The 16043-nt window shown below is 68.3% G+C and carries 14 protein-coding genes and 1 pseudogene; 8 read left to right on the top strand and 7 right to left on the bottom strand.

The window, feature by feature from the left end; translation table 11 throughout:
• Window positions 1-430 precede the first annotated feature (430 nt).
• From HZS56_RS09860 to HZS56_RS09850, 3 genes and pseudogenes are all read right to left on the bottom strand, one after another.
• Window positions 431-1843 (bottom strand): hypothetical protein, encoded by a 1413-nt coding sequence (locus HZS56_RS09860; RefSeq protein WP_216720341.1) that lies wholly within the window; start codon window positions 1841-1843, stop codon window positions 431-433.
• Between the two features lie 1241 nt (window positions 1844-3084).
• Window positions 3085-4359, bottom strand: a pseudogene (locus tag HZS56_RS09855) (tyrosine-type recombinase/integrase); the annotation flags it as partial.
• A 1-nt stretch (window position 4360) separates the two neighbouring features.
• Complete coding sequence (locus tag HZS56_RS09850) at window positions 4361-4615, bottom strand: helix-turn-helix domain-containing protein (protein WP_308408041.1); 255 nt, start codon at window positions 4613-4615, stop codon at window positions 4361-4363.
• A 448-nt stretch (window positions 4616-5063) separates the two neighbouring features.
• Between HZS56_RS09850 and HZS56_RS09845 the strand changes: the two genes are divergently transcribed.
• From HZS56_RS09845 to HZS56_RS09825, 5 genes are all read left to right on the top strand, one after another.
• Window positions 5064-5300: a helix-turn-helix transcriptional regulator gene (locus HZS56_RS09845; protein WP_216720339.1), complete on the top strand. Its 237-nt coding sequence runs from the start codon at window positions 5064-5066 to the stop codon at window positions 5298-5300.
• 145 nt (window positions 5301-5445) lie between these two features.
• Window positions 5446-6702, top strand: coding sequence for a DUF3631 domain-containing protein (locus tag HZS56_RS09840; RefSeq protein WP_216720338.1), 1257 nt, complete (start codon window positions 5446-5448; stop codon window positions 6700-6702).
• 207 nt (window positions 6703-6909) lie between these two features.
• The gene (locus HZS56_RS09835; protein ID WP_216720337.1) at window positions 6910-7716 is read left to right on the top strand and encodes a DUF2637 domain-containing protein; all 807 of its coding nucleotides are present in this window, start codon (window positions 6910-6912) and stop codon (window positions 7714-7716) included.
• Between the two features lie 113 nt (window positions 7717-7829).
• Window positions 7830-8471, top strand: a complete 642-nt coding sequence (locus tag HZS56_RS09830) for a MobC family plasmid mobilization relaxosome protein (RefSeq protein ID WP_216720336.1) — start codon at window positions 7830-7832, stop codon at window positions 8469-8471.
• Window positions 8468-10177: a relaxase/mobilization nuclease domain-containing protein gene (locus HZS56_RS09825; protein WP_216720335.1), complete on the top strand. Its 1710-nt coding sequence runs from the start codon at window positions 8468-8470 to the stop codon at window positions 10175-10177. Before HZS56_RS09830 ends, HZS56_RS09825 begins: the two co-directional genes overlap by 4 nt.
• Here HZS56_RS09825 and HZS56_RS09820 read toward each other — a convergent pair whose 3' ends face one another.
• From HZS56_RS09820 to HZS56_RS09810, 3 genes are read right to left on the bottom strand one after another with little or no spacing between them, the layout of a single operon-like run.
• Window positions 10178-10723 carry a flavoprotein gene (locus HZS56_RS09820; RefSeq protein WP_216720334.1) on the bottom strand — a complete coding sequence of 182 codons (546 nt, stop codon included), beginning with the start codon at window positions 10721-10723 and terminating at the stop codon, window positions 10178-10180.
• Window positions 10724-10777: 54 nt separating this feature from the next.
• Entirely contained in the window at window positions 10778-11008 is a 231-nt protein-coding gene (locus HZS56_RS09815; RefSeq protein WP_042177101.1) for a DUF397 domain-containing protein, read from the bottom strand.
• Window positions 11005-11886, bottom strand: a complete 882-nt coding sequence (locus HZS56_RS09810; protein ID WP_216720333.1) for a helix-turn-helix domain-containing protein — start codon at window positions 11884-11886, stop codon at window positions 11005-11007. The genes HZS56_RS09815 and HZS56_RS09810 overlap by 4 nt, the downstream gene beginning before the upstream one ends.
• Before the next feature lie 183 nt (window positions 11887-12069).
• Here HZS56_RS09810 and HZS56_RS09805 point away from each other — a divergent pair, with 183 nt between their 5' ends.
• Complete coding sequence (locus HZS56_RS09805; protein ID WP_216720332.1) at window positions 12070-13392, top strand: tetratricopeptide repeat protein; 1323 nt, start codon at window positions 12070-12072, stop codon at window positions 13390-13392.
• Between the two features lie 19 nt (window positions 13393-13411).
• Window positions 13412-14128 (top strand): 2'-5' RNA ligase family protein, encoded by a 717-nt coding sequence (locus HZS56_RS09800; RefSeq protein WP_308408040.1) that lies wholly within the window; start codon window positions 13412-13414, stop codon window positions 14126-14128.
• Here HZS56_RS09800 and HZS56_RS09795 read toward each other — a convergent pair.
• Entirely contained in the window at window positions 14106-14510 is a 405-nt protein-coding gene (locus HZS56_RS09795) for an ATP-binding protein (RefSeq protein ID WP_216720330.1), read from the bottom strand. The two genes, HZS56_RS09800 and HZS56_RS09795, sit on opposite strands and share 23 nt — an antisense overlap.
• Before the next feature lie 258 nt (window positions 14511-14768).
• On the opposite strand from HZS56_RS09795, the gene HZS56_RS09790 reads away from it, so the two are divergent.
• On the top strand, window positions 14769-15947 hold the full coding sequence (locus tag HZS56_RS09790) for a hypothetical protein (RefSeq protein WP_308408039.1): 1179 nt from the start codon (window positions 14769-14771) through the stop codon (window positions 15945-15947).
• The last annotated feature ends 96 nt before the right edge of the window (window positions 15948-16043 follow it).

Here is a 16043-nt window from a genome sequence, read left to right as displayed (position 1 = left end):
GGGTCGACAGCCAGGGTGCCCGGGGCGGTGACCCTTGTTGAGTGATCCCGAGAGCCGGCATCGGTGTTGGCGCTCAGTTCGTGCCGGACCTGCCGCCACGCACGGATGATTTGTGGCAGCCTCTCGAGCACCTCGCTGATCTGCGCCAGCAGTAGCGTGACGCAGCCGGACGCGGCGAGGATGACGAGGGTCACTTCGTCCCACTTCACCGGGGGCCTCTACCTTCTGCTGGGTCGTCTCGCGGCGCTCGGGCAGCTGCAGAACCGCGCGACCGAGTCTGACGTGGACGTGGTCACTGGCAACACGCTTGACGGCAGTGGGGATAGCGAACTGCGCGGGCGAAGGACGCCGTGGGCAACCGTTCGGGTGCCCTGGTGCGAGGGCTTTTCCAACCCCGGTCCGTCAGCGGACGGGCAGGCCGGGTGGCGCATTAGCCGAGTAGGGCCTGGCGGGAAATCCAGTCGAGGGCGTCTGCCCCCAGCCGGTCGGGCGCTTCGACCAACGCGGCTTCTACCGCCGCGAGATCTGTTAGCGCCTCGGGTGCGCCCGACCTGTCCAGCACAGCGAGACGGTCCATTGCTGAGGCGACGGCGCCAGGCCAGCCTGGCATACCGAAGTGGGTAGGAACCTTGAACACAGCCGAAGTGGCTCTATGCAGCAACCCCGCGCGCCAGCCCTGTTCACGCATCACTTCCGCGGTGAACCAGACCCGGTCGTCGACGTGCTGGACAAACTCCGCCACGGATTCGGACATCGCCCGCAGCGTGAAGCGCGAACCGCCGGCCCACGGAAGGTCCAGGTCCGAGGCAACGGCCACGAACGCGAGCAGCATCTCAGGCCCGTCCTCCCGTGCGGCCACCAGCGCGGCGCGAGCCCTGCGGTATAGATCGATGCTCTGCGCGAAGATCTCCCCGTCGCTTGGCCCGTCGTCGGCCGCGTGGATCACGTCCAGCGGCCCCTCGCGCCAGGCGTCGACCACCAGCCCGACCGCCGCCGCGCTCACCAGGGCATCCGTATCGTCGGCGTCGATACCGAAGTGCGCCAGGACAACGGGGGACTGCTCCTCAATGTCCGGCAGCAGCGAGTCCTTCTCCTCGGCCTCGGTCCTTCCCAAGAGAGCCGCGAGCCGAGGCGACAGAGGTTCGGGCTCCGGCTGCTCCACGGTGATTCCGCGCTGCGCCAGATCCTCGAAGACGGCGTCCGGTCCGCAGTCAATGTGAGAGGAGTCATGTCGTCCCGAGCAGCCTTCCAAGCATTCGAGTTCCTCGCACATCTCCGGCTCCTCAGGCTGCGCCTCGTTGATGAGGTGATAGGCGAGCCGCTCCGCCACCGCCTCCCGCGCTGTGATCATCGCCAGGTCAAGCCGGAACGCCTCGTCCCTCAGCTCTGAGTCCTCGCGCTCCGCAGAGGTGGGTGGCTCCGGCGCCTCCGGGACCCAGGCGTACGCCGACTCCAGCGAGACCAGCAGCCAGGCGACTTGCAGCGGCTCGGTGTCACCGTCCCGGGCCAGCCCGGCCACGGCTTCCGCGGCCTGCCGCGCACTGTCGAGCCGGGCGACATGCCGCTCACGCACCGGCAGCCAGGTCGCGGACTCCGTTCGGGCCCGCTCGGCGTCCTGGGTCAGTGCAGCGTCACGGGCCCGCCGCGCCCGGGCGACCAACCGGGTTAGACAGGGATGGCAGCCGAACAGTCCCGACTCGGGAGTCGGCCCGAGCGGTACGGGCGGCCGATCTTCAAAGGGCTTGTCACAGAGGCAGCAATCCAGCGCCCCCACCTGGCGGGAGGTAGGGACAGTCGGCAGTGCGGACCGGATCATGGCATAGGCATAGTTAGGGATGTGCACGGGAGCAACTCCTTCGGAAACGGCACCGGCTCGCTCACAACGCTGTCTCCATGCTCGGGGCCTCCTTCGATTGCTTGTCATCGTTTGGCGCCCGGGACGGGGAAGTTGACGCAATCTGGCATGTGGCACTCTGCCTGCGACTTTTACGCTCTTGGCGCTATCTGACGGTCAGCCGGGCCGCCATCTGAAAGATCGAAGGGATCTGTCGTTTCGTGACCCCCAACACCGTCTCTCTTCCGAACGAAGCCCACGAGGAGCTGGTACGCGCCCTCGAAGAGCTCCACCGGGCGGCGGGCCGCCCCGGCATGCGAAAGGTGAGCGCCCTGATCGCTGAGGGCGACCACCCGGCGGTCGTCAGCCATGAGGGAGTCCGTACGACCCTCAAGGGTCTGAACGTCCCGCGCTGGGAGACCGTGCAGTCGATCGTGGCGGTGCTCGCCAGCGCCTGCGTCGATCCACCCCGAGACCCGACGGCCGAGGTGGCGCGATTCCTGCCCCTATGGCGCGCAGTGCGGGAGGGAGAGCCGGGTGGCATGAAGTCGGCCCGGGAACTGGCACTATCACAGGGGTGGGGCACGGATGGCGGGCAGTGGACCGCTGAGGCGGTCGTCGGCGTGATGATTAACCCGTTCAACGCCATTGAGATCGCCCCCTCGCTCGCGGTGCCGCACGAGCCTGTGATCTCAGAGGACGAATGGGTGCAGGTTGGTGTCCGCCTCATCGAGGAGAACGGTGCCGAGTTTGCTCTACGTGCTCTCCTGCGGACCCTGAAGGGCGACTACCTGGGCGCCGAGGAGGGCAGCCCCTTCGGCTACCACTATCCGGACCAGGAAGCGGTCGAAATGCATACGGCCTTCCGCTATGGCTGCGACCGGATACTCCAGCGCCTGGCAGTCGAGCCGAACCTCCTTCAGCGGTCGATCAGCGCCATGCATGCTGACGAGACCATGGACCGTGAGGACCGTATCGAGATGCTGCGCGCCGAATCGGACGTGTCCTTGATGCGGGAGGTCATGACCGCGACACCGGAGACCTGGCATGAACTCTCCGAGGAAGCCCACCATCAGCTCTTTGGCTATCTCATCAAGGCGATCGGCCCGGTGGGCAGATTCGGGCTTCCACCGGACCAGCGGTTCCGCATCACCTGGCGCATCCCTGAGCCGCCTACGGCATAGCTTCGCCGTAAAGTCCCTTCCGTTACCCAAGCCAGCGGTCGCCTCGGGGTCTGCCGCACGATCGGGTGGCGGCCCTGCTGCACTCCCAGCTTCGGACTCCCTGTATTCGGTGAAGGCATCGTCGATCGCGTTGCGGGTCCGGCTCTCGCTGGACGGCAGCAGGTGCGTGTACGTCCGGAGCGTGAAGCCCGGGTCCGAGTGGCCGAGGTACTCGGAGAGCGCCTTGATGCTCTCCCCCGCGTCCAGGAGCACGGAGGCGTACGCGTGCCGGAGGGCGTGCATGCCGTCCTCCGGGGCCGCCTGGAGGTACCTCACCCCGCGCTCGCGGGGAGGGATCACGCCGGCGGCGACCAGGGCTCGCTTCCAGGCACCCATGTTGAAGACGCTTCGGTTGTACGCTCGGCCCTTTTCGTCGACGAAAAGCAGCCGGAAGGTCTTGGGCTCGCCGTTGGGCTTCGCCCAGGGCAGCGTGACCGCCGTGGGCGGGAATCGCCTCATGTGGGCTTTGAGGGCAGTGGCCAACTGAGCCGACAGCGGCACTGACCGGATCCGGTTGCCCTTGGGCAGAGCGAAAACCGGCTTCGTGCCGACGAGCCGCACCTGGCGGTTGACGTGGATCCAGCCGCCCCTGAAGTCGATGTCTTCGACTGCGCAGCCGAAGACCTCCCCCTGACGCAGGCCGCACCCGAAGGCGAGCTTGCCGCCCGCCTGGAAGCGCTCGGGCAGCCCGGCGATGACGGCACGCACACGCTCCAGGGACCAGGGGACGATCTTCTTCTTGGTCGCGGTCGGCAGCTTGACCGACTTCGACTTGCACGGGTTCTTCGGCAGCAGCCCGTCCTCCACAGCCATGCCGAGGATGCTGGAGAGGATGTCGAAGATGCCCTCGATCGTCGACACCTCGAAGCCGCCGTCCTGCAGCGTCCGAATCCAGCCCTGAACGACCGAGGGCTTGTTCAGGGACCGCAGCTCGCGCCGGCCGAGGTGGGCGACGATGTGGTTGCGGACGGTGGCCTCATAGCGGAGGGCCGTGGTCGGGCCTACCGAGTTCGCGTCGAGCCACTTCTGGGCGTAGGCGCCGAGCGTCTGCTTCGTCTCGGCGGGGACGACGTAGCTGCCGCTCCGGATCTCGACGTCGACCTCGGCCGCCCGCTTGTCGGCTTCGGCCCTCGTGTGGAAGTTCTCCTTGCGCTGGTGGCTGTCCAGGTCCCGGTACCGGACCTGCCAGCGCTTACCGATCCCGTGGTCAGAGGTCGGGACCATTCGCCGGGTGCGGCTCTTGTGCTCGCTGCACTGGGTCTCGTCCGGCTTGGGATGGGACTTGTGCCAGCGGTCGTACACGTCAGCCAAGGAGGACCCCCTGGGCACGGCAGCAGAGGTCTGCTTCGGTGTGGCGAGGGTGGGCGGGGCAGACCCCAGCAGGCAGCAGAGCCGTCGCACGAACACCGAGGGCTTCGGCGATCACGACGAGGTCGTCGATGTCGCAACGTCGATGGGCGCGCTCGGTGCGGCTGAGCGCGGTGTTGGTCATCGGGCGGCCCATCGCGGTGCAGTGGGCAGCCAGCTGATGCTGGGTGAGGCCGAGCGCCAGCCGCATGCGCTCGATAGCGCGGGCGGTATGCAAGCCGGCGGGGCCTATTTCGAGAGGTCGAGTTGCCATAACAGGTAGCTGTAACTTGCAGCCGAAGCCTTTGGCAAGAGTTGGTTCTTAAACCCTACAGAAGTCGCACCCGGCCGGATCGACAATTGCGCCGGCTAATGCACGACACGCGACACCGGGAAGGCTGCGCCGCCGATTCCGCCCACCGGAAAGCGAGCGCAGTGTAGCTGACCACACCTCTCGACGATGGGCCACCACCTGGCCTTACGAACAGAACATCACCCTGGCGCCGACTTTTTGGTCAACCGCCAATTCACCCTTACGGTATTGCCTCCCGCGCTCACCGACGGGAACTTCTGGAGCCTTCTAGAACCAACTCTGGACTTCTCCGCCCAGGGTGTGGCTGTGTTGTCCACGCAGTTGTCCGAAACCGAAAAGGGAGCCCATGCCGAGCCTTTCCCCCCGCCCTGCCCACGCCAGTGCCGACGCCAACCGACGCGGCCCCCTCGCCACCCCGGCGGAAGTCGCCGATTACCTCGGGGTCCCGGTCAAGACGCTCTACCAGTGGAAGTACCGGGGCATCGGCCCGAACGTGCACAAGGTCGGCCGCCACCTGCGCTACCGCTGGGCCGAGGTGGACGCCTGGCTCAATGCCCAGGCCGCGTACGACCTCGCCGTCTGAGACCACCACACGGGAAAGCGAAGCGGCTCCCGGCGAGCCACCGCCGGGAGCCGCGCGGTCCCTGCCCTCATCGCCCCTTGCCAGAAAACGATCTGTCTCGGTGAGTCCGGACACTGCCCGTCCGGCGCACCAGGGAGGAATGCCTGTGGACGAATCTACGACCTCTCCGACCCCCACCGCGCCCGCCAGCTCTCTGCCTTGGCCACCCGAGGCCGTCCCCGGCCAAGGCGACGCAGCCGAGCCCCCGTCCTCTGGGGGTGACCAGCTGTACAGCGCCAACGAGGGCGCAGCACTGCTGGACGAGCTCCGGGCGGCGATCGCCCGATACCTGATCCTGCCCAACGGTGACGCGCTGACCGCCGTCACGTTGTGGGTGGCGGCCACGCACATACAGCCGGCACTGCAGCACGCACCGCGCCTGGCGGTGGTCGGGCCCGCGAAGCGGTGCGGGAAGTCCCGGCTGCTGGATGTGATCACGGAGACGGCGCACGACCCGCTGATCACCGTGAACACCAGCCCTGCTGTCGTCTTTCGCGCCATCGGTGACGACCCGCCCACCCTGCTGGTGGACGAGGCCGACACCATCTTCGGCAGCGTCAAGGCCGCAGAGAAGAACGAGGAACTGCGCGGCCTGCTCAACGCCGGCCATCAGCGCAACCGGCCCGCCCTGCGGATCTCCGGTCCCGAGCACAAGACGCGGAAGTTTCCCACCTTCGCCATGGCCGCGCTGGCCGGCATCGGCGCTCTGCCGGACACGGTCATGGACCGGGCGGTGGTGATCCGCATGCAGCGCCGCAAGGACGGAGAGCGCGTCGAACAGTTCCGCTCCCGCCGCGACATCCCAGCCTTGCACGCTCTGCGGGACCGCTTGGAGGCGTGGCTCCGTCCGCTCATGGACACCGCCGAGGACCTGGTACCGCGGATGCCAGTGCAGGACCGCGCGGCGGACACCTGGGAACCGCTCGTGATCGTCGCGGAGCTGGCTGGCGGCACCTGGCCCGAGGACGCGCGCGCAGCCTGCACGGCCATGTGCGCCGCCGAGGCGGACAAGGACGACGAGTCCAACCTCAAGACCCGCCTGCTGCAGGACATCCGGCGCGCCTTCGCCCGCTGCGGCGACCCAGACATCATGCGCACCCGGGACCTGCTGGAGGAGCTACTCAAGGACCAGGAGGCTCCGTGGGCCGAGTACGGCACCGCCGGCCTCAGCCCACGCCACCTTGGGCTCCTCTTGAAGGACTTCGATATCAAGGCCGCCACCCTCCGCTTCGAGGGCGGCAGGCAGGCCAAGGGCTTCGCACGCCTCCGCTTCACCGACGCCTGGGCGCGGTACTGCCCGGAGGAGTCCGCCTCCGAGAACGGTGACGAGAGCACCTGGACAGGCCCGGACCCGCACCCGTAAAGACTCGTCGCACCCGTCGCATTGCAGGTCAACCCCGTGACGGGTGTCGTCGCTGCGACGAGTCGTCTCGTACCACGACGATCACCCGTACCTGCTCTGACCAGCCGTGCGACGGGTGCGACGGGTCCGCCACCTCTCTGCCCACCAGCCCTCCCCGCTTGGAGCACCCGCTTGCCTGTGCGCACCACCGCGAGTCCAGTACCGATGATGACCGCCGCGATCCGTCTGGGGGTCGCTCTGGTCGGCACGATCGGCTTCGCCCTCTCGTACGACGCCCTGCGGCAGATGGCAGTGGCCATCCACATCCGCGGAATGCTGACGTACGCCTTCCCGCTCGTGATCGACGGGTTCATCGCCATCGGCGTCGCGGCCCTGCTCATCCTGCGGGCCGCCCCCTGGCGATCTCGCCTCTACGTCTGGGCCCTCGTCGGCATCGCCACCATCACGAGTATCTGGGCGAACGCCCTGCACGCAGTCCGTCTCAACCAGGAGAGCGACGCCGCCGGGCTCCACCTGGACGACGTCACCGTCGGCGCCCTGTCGGCCATCGCCCCGCTCGCACTCGCCGGAGCCGTCCACCTGGATCTCGTCATACGCCGGCACCCCAATGGTCGGCACTCGACTGAACCGGTTAGTGCTCAGCGCCACACTCACGTCGAGGACTTGCTGCGGTCCTCTCCGGACAGCGACACGGCCGATGCCTCAAAGGATGCGGCACAAGCACGGCCCGAAGTTGTGGCGGAGGACAGCGCGGACGTGGCGGACCCCCCGGCCGAAGTGGCGGATGCGCGTCAGCCCCACAGCCCGATCAAGGGTCGGCAGCCCAGCGCTTCCACGGAAACGCTCCTGGCTCTCGGCCGCGCCGCGCCCCTGGGCCGCCAAGGACGTATCTCCCGCCGCCACGTCGAAGCGGCGATCCGAGCCCAGGGCCACCCCGTCGGCAAAGACCGCCTCACCGAGATCACACGCCGCCTGCAGGCCGAACTCGACCGTACGCCCGAGCACGTCTCTTAGCGCGCTGACCGGTCGGTACCGCCCGTCATCGCGCTGCTCAGCGAGTGGACAAGGAGCGGAGCCGACCACCCCAGGCACATCCCGTCCGCCGACTCCTAGTAAGGACTGCCCCGATGCACGAAGCCCGACGTGAGCTGCCCGCCGGACAGCGGGAGATGACCACAAGCGTCACCCAGCCAGCAAGGTATGCCGTTGGACCGTCCAAGGGGCGGTCCAACGGGAGTTCCGCCCCGGGGGTGGCGGAGACCCACGGGCGCCAGGGGGCACCCGAGGAAGGACAACGCATCCAGGCCACCCCCGTCGTTCTGCCTCGTGCCGCCGAAACCGCCGCCCTGCACCGCATCGCCCGCCGCCGCAGGCGCAAAGACACCCAGCGCAAGGAGCGCGTCGACGTGCGCTACAGCGTCGAAGAGAAGAGCGCCATCCTCGCCAAGGCCCGGTCGCTCAACATCGCCGGCGCCCACTACGTTGGCGCCGTCGTCATGGCCCACATCCACGGCGACCTCGCCCTGCCCGGCCAGCGCACCCCTCTGGACGACTACATCGACGAGCTGACCGCCCTGCGCGAGCAGATCGCCAAGATCGGCAACAACGTCAACCAAATCGCCCGGAAGCTCAACTCCGGCGGCCATCCACACCCTGGGGACACCGCCGCCCTCGCCCAGGCCGAGCGCACCCTGAGCGCGGTCCGTGCTGCCATCAGCGAGATCACGGCAGCAGCGAACCAGACCGTCACCAGGAAGGCAGCCCAGTGATCGCCAAGATCAGCAACGGCAAGGACACGGCCGGCCTGATCCGCTACCTGTTCGACACCAAGAAGGCCAAAGACCACACCGACCCCCACCTCGTCGCCTCCTGGGACGGCTTCGCTCCGGACCCCGGCCGCACGGACGACTTCACCGCCACGAAGAGGCTGCTGGTGGCCGACCTCGACCTGCGCGTCAAGCAAGCCCGCCGCCTCGGCCGCGCACCCGAGCGCCACGTCTGGCACTGCTCCCTCCGCACAGCCACGACCGACCGCCACCTCAGCGATGAGGAGTGGGCCGACATAGCCCGCCGCGTCGTGGCCGCCACTGGCATCGCGCCACAAAACGACCCGGACGGCTGCCGCTGGGTCGCCGTCCGTCACGCCCCCGACCACATCCACATCGCCGCCACCAAGGTCCGCGGCGACCTGAGCACCGCACGCCACTGGAACGACTACCTCACCGCCGACCGCGAACTCGCCACCATCGAAAAGGGATACGGCCTCTTCCAAGTCGCCCGCGGAGACCGCACCGCCGCCAAGCGCCCCACCCGCGCCGAACAGGAAAAGGCACACCGCCAGGGCCAGGAGAAGCCGGCTCGCGAACGCCTGCGCACCATCGTCCGCACCGTCGTGGCCGCCACCACGAGCACCGACGAGTTCATCGGCCTGCTCAGCCACACCGAGGGCGTGCTGGTCGAAGCCGTGTACTTCCCTTCTGGCGATGTGCGTGGCTACAAGGTCTCCAGCGAAGACACCACCACGGCAGGCAGGCAACCGATCTGGTTCTCCGGCTCCGAACTCGCGCCGGACCTGTCCTTCCCCAAGATCCGAGCACGCCTGGAGGCCACCGACCCGCAGCCCGCCGACGGGCCCGGGAGGCTCAGGCCCAACCCTTGGCACCGGGCAACCGCAGCTGCCGAACGCATCCCCCACCACCTCAGCGGATACGACGACCGAGCCTCCCAGGCCCACCTCGCCGCCTTCGGTGAAGCTCTCGACGCCCTGCCCCTCCTCGCTCCCGCACCCCTCCGCGCCCAGCTCCGCGAGGCAGCTTCCGCTTTCGAGCGCGCCACCCGATCCCGCGTCCAGGCCGAACACCATCACGCCCGCACCCTGCGAAGCGCCGCACGGGCGATGCTCCGCGAGCCCGCCCCCGGGGACGGCACGGCTCTGGCGATGCTCCTCGACGCCGCGATCCTCGTCACCGTCGCGGCCACTCGCTGGCACCAGCTCCGCCACCACGACCAGCAGGTCACCGCCGCGCAGCAGGCCCTGCTCCACCTCCAAGCCGCCTACGACGAGGCAGCAGGCGCGCCCCTGACCGCTCTTGTCCAGCATCGACCGCCCCAACAGGCGGTGAACCGGTACATGCGCCACATCCGCCGGGCCCTGCCCGAGCACGCGGAACAGGTCCTGTCAGATCCCGCTGTCGACGCCCTCACCACCGCGCTCGCCGAAGCGGAAGCACTCGGCCACGACCCGGAGCGACTCCTCAAGCAGGCGGTCGACCAACGAGCCCTGAACGACGCCCGCTCCCCCGCCAGGACCTTGACCTGGAGAACGCAGCGCCTTATCGCACGACCCGCGCCCAGCGACCGTGCAGAACAGGACCCCAGCACAGTGCAGGCCGAAAGGTCACCACGACCCAACCCGTCGGGCCACGTAGCATCTGCGGTCGCACCCCCGCGACCGCCGCAGGCACGAAGGCGCTGATCACGACCGCGTAGACAGCCTGGGAGCGAGCAGTTCCAGCACTTCCTCCCAGCGGTAGCGGTCGGCCCCGCCGCCAACCTTCGGCCGGTGAGGCTCGTAGGAGCCGATCATGACACCCATCTCGCGCAACACGTCCAGGCTCCGGCGGTATGCCGGATGGGCAGCCTGGGCGGAGTTCAGGTACGGCAGCACGGTGACGGGAACACCCATGGCGGGTGCCTCGCACAGGATCGCCAGCGCGAGGTTGTCGGAGATCCCGGCGGCCCACTTGTTGACCGTGTTGAACGTGGCCGGGGCGACCGCGATGGCATCCGCAGTACGGCTCGGGCGCGGCTCCCCCGGTGACCGCCAGGCCGAGCGGATGGGGCGGCCGGTCTGGGCTTCAACCGCCGCCGCGTCAAGGAAGCCGAGCCCTTGCGGGGTGGCCACGACGCCGACGTCCCAGTGGCGCTCCTGGGCTGCCGTGATCAGTCGGCCGACGTCGGCGGCGACCCCGGCCGCGCAGACCACGATCTGCAGGAACGGCTTGTCGTGCTGGTCACTCACGCGGGCACTCCCAGGTGGCTGCTGACACGGTGCACGTGCGGATTGGCCAGGGTTTCAGCCGACGCAAGTTTCGCCGTCCGTGTAAAGGCCCAGCAGATCATCCAGGGCGGAGCGGCTGAGAATCACCGGTGACAGTTCAAGGTCTTTTGAGTCGCGTACCGCTGCGTACGCACCGAGGTCGGCGATCTCGACGCAATCGTTGGCGCCGCCGCTGTAGGAACTCTTGCGCCAGCGCGCCTTCTGAAGTTCCTCGGCGTGGAGGCGGCGCGGCGGGGGCGTGCTCACGGTTCAAGCTCCTCGGCGGTGCGGGTGAGATGGGTACGGGTCTCGGCGGGGCTGAGGGCCGAGGCCCTGAGCTGGTCGAAGATGTCCGTGTAGTTCTGGATGTCGCTCTCGGACTCCAGGTACACGGAGTTGTTGGGGTTCTCCAGCCAGACCAGCGGTGCCGTGGGCTGGGGGAAGGTGAGGATGACGAAGGGCCCGTAGAGGCCGGGGTGGGCGCCGGCGGAGAACGGGAGAAGTTGGATGGTGACGTTGGGCTGCTCGTCGGCCTGGACAAGGTAGTCGAACTGCTGGCGCATCACGGCGGGAGAGCCGATAACCCGGTGGAGGACGGCTTCGTCCAGGACGGCCCACAGGTCGGTGGAATGCTCGCCGGACAGGCGGCTTTCCTGGCGTTCCATCCGTACCTTGACCAGGGCGTCCACCTGGTCAGAAGTGAGCTCGGGACGCATCTGGGCGATGACTGCGCGAGCGTAGTCCTCCGTCTGAAGCAGGCCGGGAACGAGCAGGGGCTGGTAGTTGGCCAGCCCGACGGCCCCTGCCTCCAGGGCGAGGTAACCGTCGTAGCGGGTCGGGGTGAGAACCGTGGAGTACTTCCGCCACCAGGGCTTCTGCTGTTCCTTGTCGGCACGCACCAGGTCGAGGATGTCGTCACGCAGTTCGGTGTCGGTGACGGCGTAGCAGTCGAGGAGAGCCCGGACCAGTACAGGGGTGGTGCCGCGCTCGCCGGTCTCGATCCGGCTGAGGGACCCCTGGTTGACCTCGATCTGCTTCGACACCTCGGTGAGGGTCAGGCCGGACGCCTCCCGTAACTCGCGCAGCCGTGTGGCGAGCTGACGTCGGTAGACCGACTGAGGGGCCAGCTTCCTCTTCAGTGCCATGGAGGCAGTCTGTCCATCCACCCGTTGGCGGACAACCCGAACGGGCCAACTTGGCCAGACATATTGCCTAGTTGCGCTTTGCGTCGGCACTCTTGCGTAGGACATCCCGTACGCCGCACGGTCCGGCGTGCGTGCCGTTTGCCGAGGAGCCCATGGTTCCGCCGACGTGTTGGGAGGTCTTCCATGCCCCGGAACACGCTGCTTCGGCAGTTACTCGAAGAGCGCCACCTCACGACTTACACGGCATTCGAGGTGCAATTCTCCCGCGCGGCCAAGAACCTGGCCAAGCAGGCGGATGACCCTCGGCTGGCCTCGGTCGCGGTCTCATCGCGGCAGTTCGACCGGTGGATGAGTGGGGAACTGAAGCAGCTTCCCCGCCCGGACACGTGCCGCATTCTGGAGGAGCTGCTGGGCAGGACTGCCCGCGACCTGTTCGCTTCGCCCTCGGCCTATCCACCGTCCGCCCCGGAACCCCTACCTGCGAACGTTCCACCTTCTCCCCAGCCCGGCCCGCCCGCCCCCGCCGACGACCCGACGGACATTGTCGCCCGAGCCCGCCAGCTGGCCTCCGGCAACGTCGACCAGACCACTCTGTCCTTTCTCGCCTCCCGGATCGCGGGAATCACCGAGCGGTACGAGAAGGACGGGCCGGATGGCCTGTGGGGGCAGACGAAGAGCCTGCACAGCATGGGGCACACCCTGCTCGCCGGTCAGCAACCTCCGGCCGCACGCAAGGAACTGTTCCGGATCGCTGCACGCGCTGGCGGACTGCTCGGCTACATGGCGGTGAACACCGGCGCGTTCCCCCTGGCTGAGGCGTACTGCGCCGAAGCGCTGGAACTGAGTCGGGCGATCGGCGATCTCGACACCGAGCTGTGGGCCTGCGGCACCCAGTCCTTCGCGGCGTACTACGCAGGCCGCTACGACGAGGCCGACGCGCGGGCCGCCGCTGCGGTGGACCGGGCGCCGAACCACCCGCAGGCCATCCGGCTGCTGGTCAACGGCCGGGCCCGGGCGCTCGGCAAGCTCGATGACCGGGCCCAGGCTGAGCGGGCCATCGGGCGGGCTCTGGAGCTCTCCGATCAGCATGACGTGGCTCCTGGCCTGACCTCCTGCATCTCCTTCTCGCCGTATGGGCGGGCCCGCACCTTGGCCAATGCGCTGACCGCCCGTGTCGCTCTGCAGGACACCGGGCACGTGCTGCGAGACGCCGAGAACCTCGACGACCTGGTCGAGAAGTCCGACTCCGCGTGGAGCCGCTCGCTGGTCCGCATCGACGTGGCCACCGCGATGCTTCAACAGCGAGCACCGGACGTGGAGCACGCCATGTCCCTCGGGCAACAGGCGATCACTCTGGCCAGCCCGCTGCCGATCAGCTCGGTGCGACAACGCTCCCGGGACCTGTACGAGCGAGCAGCCCCTTGGCGGTCCCGGCCGGCGGTGCGCGAGTATGGCGAACAGCTCCGCGCCTGGGGCTGTCAGTTCCCGCCTGCTGAGGCAGGGTGATCACGGAGGAGTTCGCCGGGTGTCTTGGCCGCACGTCCAGCTCAGCGCCGATCCCGCAGCCTTCCCTGCCCACCCGCCGGCCGACCTGAGTGACCCGGCGGTGATTGCGGCGCACGACCAGGGCGTCTTCGACGCCGTGGAGACCATGGTCGATCACTGGGACCGGCCCGGCTGGACGGCACAGACCCGGGCGTACTACTGGATGCTCACCTTCCCGGACAGCCCAGCGCTGGCCGACCTCGCTCTTCGCTGTCAGCAGCACCTCGCGCCGCTTGGCCTGGATCCGGTCCCCGACGACGGGTTGCACATCACGCTCACACGCGTCGGTGCCGCCGCAGCGCTGCCGCTGAGCCGTCTCGATGACGTCATCAGCGCAGCGGCACCGCTTCTCCCGGCGGCCTTCAGCCTGCGGGCGGTCCCGCTCGCGGGTTCTCGGGGAGCCGTACGCCTGACGGTCGCGCCCTGGGGCCCGATACTGGCGCTGCACGCGGCCCTCAGCAAGTCCATGGCTTCCCTGGAGCTGACTCCCCGGAAGCCGACCGCGCTGTTCCGCCCCCACCTGAGCCTGGCCTACAACAACCGGCCACGCCCCGCTGCCCCGGTCATCGAGGCCGTCACCCCCCTCCGCGGCCTTGCACCAGTCGATCTGCACGTCCAGGAAGTGCAGTTGGTGGAGCTGCGACGCGAGGAACGCACCTACCGGTGGAACGTCGTCAAGAGCCTGCCGCTCGGCTGATCGCTGCTTTCCCGCGCGGCAGGACGGCAACGACCGCCTTGCCGACGGCAGTGGTCTCCACATACCACCGACGTGCCAGCGTCTGCACCAGCCACAGTCCACGGCCGGACTCGGCAAGCGGATCCGCAGCCGTCTCCGACAGGTGCACCCGACCGTCGTCAGGCTCCGGGTCGTGGACCGCGACGACGACCTGATCCCCGTCGATCTCGATGGTCAGACGGTCAGGGCCGGCAGTCGTGTGTCGCACTGCGTTGCCCACCAGCTCGGATACGACCAGCACAGCGTCGTCCACGCTGAGGACGACGCCGGCCAGGACGGTACGAACCCGGTCACGGGCCAGGGAGAGCGGCTCGCACCGACCGGTCAGAGGCATCCAGTGCATGTGCGGACTGTGCACTGCCGGGCTTGAGTCGTTCAGCATCGCGGTCGCTCTTCCGGTCGTACGAATGGGCGTGCCCCACAGGGTCCGCTTGTCCGCAGCGCGTCTCCACGCCGTCCCCCCGACGCTTCTCCGCCGCCCGGACGGCGGGGAGACGGCGTATCGGCGGCGTGGAAACGCCCCTACCGCGACGGGAGCCTCGAAGCCGATGGCCGGCCCTCTCCAGAGCCGTCCGGATCGCCGACTTCGCGCCAAGACCTCGTGATCACGCCGTGGGACTTGCTCGGTGTCTTCGCTCGTGCCACCACCCTGGCTCGCCAAGGACGGGGGCGGGGCCTGGCCGAACACTGGCAGGCTCTGAAGTACTGCCAGGCACTTGCCGCTGGAGCCAGTGGCTACCTCGCGCTCACCGAGGAGGGGCAGATCCCGGAACTCTCCTATAGAGGTATGCAGGCGCGGGAACTGGGCAGAGCGCTGGGGCTGGCCGTCGCGGAACGAACTGTGCGGAACCGTTTCCCGGACCGCCTGATCTCGGTCCTGGACGCCGAGGTCGTACTGCTGGCGGGATTCGCGCGTTCCGGTCCACGCCCGACCTTGGGCGCTCGACCACGTCCCGACTTCTTCATCGAAGCCTGGCAGCCCGGAGAGGCCTCTCGGATATTCGTCGTGACCGTCAACGGCAATCATCAAGTCGCCACTAAGCGCACCAGCAAGTCTGATCGCTCCGCGTTCAAACAACTCGCGAGGGCCACCGAGCGCGCCGAGCAGTTCCACCTCGCCGAGTGGAACACCACGCCCTGCCTCCTGATGTCCACGGAACTGCTGGCAAAGGAGGGCGTCACGGTCAATGTCTTACAGGCACCGGGAAACGGGCTGCTGCCCGCCAGGCCGCCCACGGGGCGTGGGTGCGCAGACGCGACGTTGTCGAAGCGAAACCCTCCCTACGCCGGAGCCGTCACGGTGCCCGCTCATGACGGCCGCAAGGAACGAGTACAGGACGGGTTCCTCATCCCGCGCAAAGACCTCGGCTGGTTCGGTCAGTTACTGGCGCGAACAGCGGCTGCCGGTCAGCTCGCATTGTCCGGCGCAAGCGAGGAGGTAGCTCAGTACTTGACCGACGAACAAGGACGCAAGCACTACGAGCAGCGCACCTTCGCCGGCTCTTCGAGCGTCCGAGACGCATGGCACAAGATCGGCCCTACGCGATTCGTAGGAACGGATCAGGTTTTCCGACTCGGAGGAATACGGGTGGAGGCGTTCTCCGGTATGGATCAGGAGTTGTACCAGCTCCTGGTGGACGGCGAGGTCGAGGCGTACAGGCAGCTGGTGTACAGGAAGCGCCTCACCTACCCGACCGACACCACGGCCCCGGAGTGGGGTCCCGTCTCCTTCGGTGACGACGGCACAGTCGTAGCACTGCGCATACTGCCCCCGGGCTGAGCCAGGTAAAATCCCCGACCTGAAAAGTCGCCGTGCGCCCCGGATCAGCCCAACACCACCGCCATACCTGCGGCAGGTTGAGCGACTGGGGCCCGA

Source organism: Streptomyces mayonensis (genome assembly GCF_018982965.1).
Taxonomy (GTDB): Bacteria; Actinomycetota; Actinomycetes; order Streptomycetales; family Streptomycetaceae; genus Streptomyces; species Streptomyces mayonensis.
This window is presented reverse-complemented; position numbering and strand designations above follow the sequence as displayed.